Consider the following 3,627-nt stretch of genomic DNA (forward strand, 5'->3'; position numbering starts at 1 on the left):
CAAACCAATCTCAAAAATGAACTCATCGCGCTCGAAAACGAACGCTTCCAGACCCAGGCCCGACTGAATGCACTGGTGGCGCGGCCGGCCAGCGCGCCGCTGGCTGAGCCGGAACGCTTGCGTCCGCTGCCGGCGCCGGTCAAGCTGGACTACGCCGCGCTGGAAGACCGCGTACGCGGACGCAACCCACAATTATTCTCAGAGGATGCGCGCCTGAAGGCGGCCGAGAAAACCCGCGAACTGATTTACAAAAACCGCTATCCGGATTTCACGGTCGGTATTGCGCCGGTCCAGTACAGGAGCGCGATCAAGGAATGGATGCTGATGGTCGAACTCAATATTCCGCTGCAACAGTCATCACGTCGCTCGCAGGAACGGGAAGCGGAAGCCATGCTGTCGGCGGCCCGTGCCCGCAAGGATTCAGCGACCAACCAGGTGTTGTCCGATCTCTCGGAAAACCTTTCCGGCCTTGATGCTGCACGCCGCACCGAAATGGCGATTGCAAACAGCCTGCTGCCGCAAGCCGAAATCACCTTCAAGGCGGCGCTCGCCAGCTATGAAAACGGCAAGGTGGATTTTGCAACCTTGCTGGATGCGCAGCGGCAGATCCGCCAGGCCAAACAGAACCAGATCAAGCTGCAGGCGCAAGGCCAGGCGCGCCTGGCCGACATCGAACGACTTTTGGGAGAAGACCTATGAAACAGGGCACGAACATCGCGATTGGCGGGCTCATTGTGGCCGCACTGGCAGCCGGCGGCGGCTACTGGATGGGCAACCGGGGGGCGGTCGGCGGCCACGGCGATACTGCTGTTGCGACGGCAGGGGAACCTGCGGCTACCAGCGCGAAGAAAGAGCGCAAGCTGCTCTATTACCGCAACCCGATGGGACTGCCCGACAGCTCTCCCGTGCCGAAGAAAGACCCGATGGGCATGGATTACATCCCCGTCTACGAAGGCGAGGCAGACGCCGAGCCGGCCTCGGCCCACCAGATCAGGATCAGCACCGAGAAAATCCAGAAACTTGGCGTGAAGACGGAAGCGGCCAGTTTGAGGGCGCTTGACAAGGTGGTGCGGGCCGCCGGACGGATCGAGGCGGACGAACGACGCGTGTATGCCATCTCGCCCAAGTTTGAAGGCTACCTTGAACGCCTGCATGTCAGCGCGACCGGCCAGTCGGTCGGCAAGGGGCAGGCGCTTTTCGAAGTCTACAGTCCGGAACTGGTCTCCGCGCAGCGTGAATACGCGATCGCAGCGCAAGGCGTGCAATCCTTGAAGGACGCCGGTAGCGATGCACAGTCCGGGATGAAGCAGCTGGCCGACTCCAGCCTGATGCGATTGAGGAACTGGGACATTTCAGACGAACAGATCAGGGCATTGGCAAAAGCCGGCGAAGCGAAACGCACCATGACTTTCCGCTCCCCGGTGGGCGGCATCGTGACCGAGAAGAAGGCGCTGCAGGGTATGCGCTTCATGCCGGGCGAAACGCTTTATCAGATCACCGATCTGTCATCGGTCTGGGTACTGGCTGATGTCTTTGAGCAGGATATCGGACTGGTCAAGTCGGGGGCCAAGGCCAAGGTGATGATCAATGCCTATTCGGGCAAGGTGTTCGCCGGCGACATTACTTACGTTTACCCGACGCTCAACGCTGAGACGCGCACCGTCCAGGTGCGTATAGAGCTGCCCAACCCCGGCCAGTTGCTCAAGCCCGGCATGTTTGCGCAAGTGGAGCTGACCGTGGCACCCAGGAGCAATGTCGTGACGGTTCCAGTTTCCGCCGTCATTGATAGCGGCACCCGTCGCATCGTCCTGGTTCATGCCAAAGAAGGCCGTTTTGAGCCGCGGGAAGTCAAGCTTGGCGAGCGTAGCGATAACTATGTTGAAGTGCTGGAGGGTGTCAGGGACGGTGAGCAAGTGGTGGTTGCCGCCAACTTCCTGATTGATGCCGAAAGCAATCTGAAGGCGGCCATCGGTGGTTTTGGAGCACCAGGCACCGGTGGCGCAAAGCCAGCCCAGGAGGAGTCCCCTGCGGCGAAGAACGGCACCACGGGTGCGGGACACAAGGCCGAGGGGACGGTGGACAGCGTCGATGCCGGGACCGGCATGGTCAGCATCAGCCATGGTCCGGTGACGAGCCTGAAATGGCCTGCCATGACGATGGAATTCAAGACCGCCAACGACGCGCTGCTGAGGGCGCTGAAGCCCGGAGCGACTGTTGCATTCGAGTTTGTCGAGCGACAGCCCGGGGAATGGGTCATCACGGGCGTCAAACCCGGCGCGGCCGACAAGGGCAAGGATGGTACGCATGCTGCAAACCGTCCTGCTGGACGCTGACAGGAATCCACCATGATCAACAAGATTATTGATTGGTCGGCCAGGAACATCTTCATGGTCCTGCTGGCCACGCTGTTCATCGTGGTCGCCGGCGTTTACGCGGTCGTGAAAACGCCGATCGACGCGCTGCCCGACCTGTCGGACGTGCAGGTGATCGTCTATACCGAGTTCCCGGGCCAGGCGCCGCAGGTGGTAGAAGATCAGGTGACCTATCCGCTCACGACCGCCATGCTGTCCGTGCCGAAGTCCAGGGTGGTGCGCGGCTTCTCGTACTTCGGCGCCTCCTTCGTTTACATCATCTTCGAGGATGGCACCGACATTTACTGGGCCCGCTCGCGCGTCCTGGAATATCTCAACTTCGCCTCGGCCCGCATGCCCAAGGGCGTCACGCCGCAGATCGGGCCGGATGCCACCGGGGTCGGCTGGGTCTATCAGTACGTGGTGATCGCCAAGGACAAGACGCTGGCCGAACTGCGCACGCTGCAGGACTGGTATTTGCGCTACCAATTGACCAAGGCGCACGGCGTGGCCGAGGTGGCCTCCATCGGCGGCTTTGTGCAAACCTACCAGGTCACGGTCGATCCGGTCAAACTGCGCGCCTACGGCATCCCGCTCAACAAAGTTGTGCAGGTCATCCGTGAATCGAACCGCGACGTCGGCGGCAGGGTGGTCGAAATGGCCGAGACCGAGTACATGGTGCGCGGCAAGGGCTACCTGCGCGGCAAGGGAGACATCGAGGCCCTGGTCGTGAAAAGTGAAAAAGGCACGCCGGTCCTGGTGCGCGACATCGCCCGGGTGGAACTGGCCCCCGACGAGCGGCGCGGCCTGACCGAACTCAATGGCGAAGGTGAAGTGGTGTCCGGCATCGCAATGGCGCGCTATGGCGAGAACGCACTCGAAGTCATTCACCACCTGAAGTCGAAAATCAGCGAAATCAGCGCCGGCTTGCCGGCCGGCGTCAGCATCCAGGCGGTGTACGACCGCTCCGACCTCATCTACCGCGCCATCAAGAGCTTGACGGTGACGCTGATCGAGGAAAGCATTATCGTGGCGCTGGTCTGCTTCGTGTTTCTGCTGCATGCGCGCAGCGCGCTGGTGGCGATCCTGATGTTGCCGGTGGCCGTCCTGATGGCCTTCATCGCGATGCGCCTGCTCGGCATGAGTTCGAACCTGATGAGCCTGGGCGGCATTGCGATTGCCATCGGCGCGATGATCGATGCGGCGATTGTCATGATCGAAAACGCGCACAAGCACCTGGAACGCCTGAAGCAAGGCCATTCGAATCAGCAGCGGG

Annotated in this window: 3 protein-coding genes; all 3 read left to right on the plus strand. The window is 61.4% G+C overall.

All coding sequences use genetic code 11. The annotated features are described in order from the left end of the window. Nucleotides 1-699, plus strand: a 699-nt coding sequence (locus ABW22_RS13520; RefSeq protein WP_162264490.1) for a TolC family protein, incomplete at its 5' end; no start/stop codon positions are given. Further along, complete coding sequence (locus ABW22_RS13525) at nucleotides 696-2,333, plus strand: efflux RND transporter periplasmic adaptor subunit (RefSeq protein WP_059757738.1); 1,638 nt, start codon at nucleotides 696-698, stop codon at nucleotides 2,331-2,333. The genes ABW22_RS13520 and ABW22_RS13525, both read left to right, overlap by 4 nt. A gap of 12 nt (nucleotides 2,334-2,345) precedes the next feature. Next, a partial coding sequence (locus tag ABW22_RS13530) for an efflux RND transporter permease subunit (protein ID WP_162264491.1) occupies nucleotides 2,346-3,627 on the plus strand: 1,282 nt, incomplete at its 3' end.

Source organism: Thiobacillus denitrificans (genome assembly GCF_001530125.1).
Taxonomy (GTDB): Bacteria; Pseudomonadota; Gammaproteobacteria; order Burkholderiales; family Thiobacillaceae; genus Thiobacillus; species Thiobacillus denitrificans_C.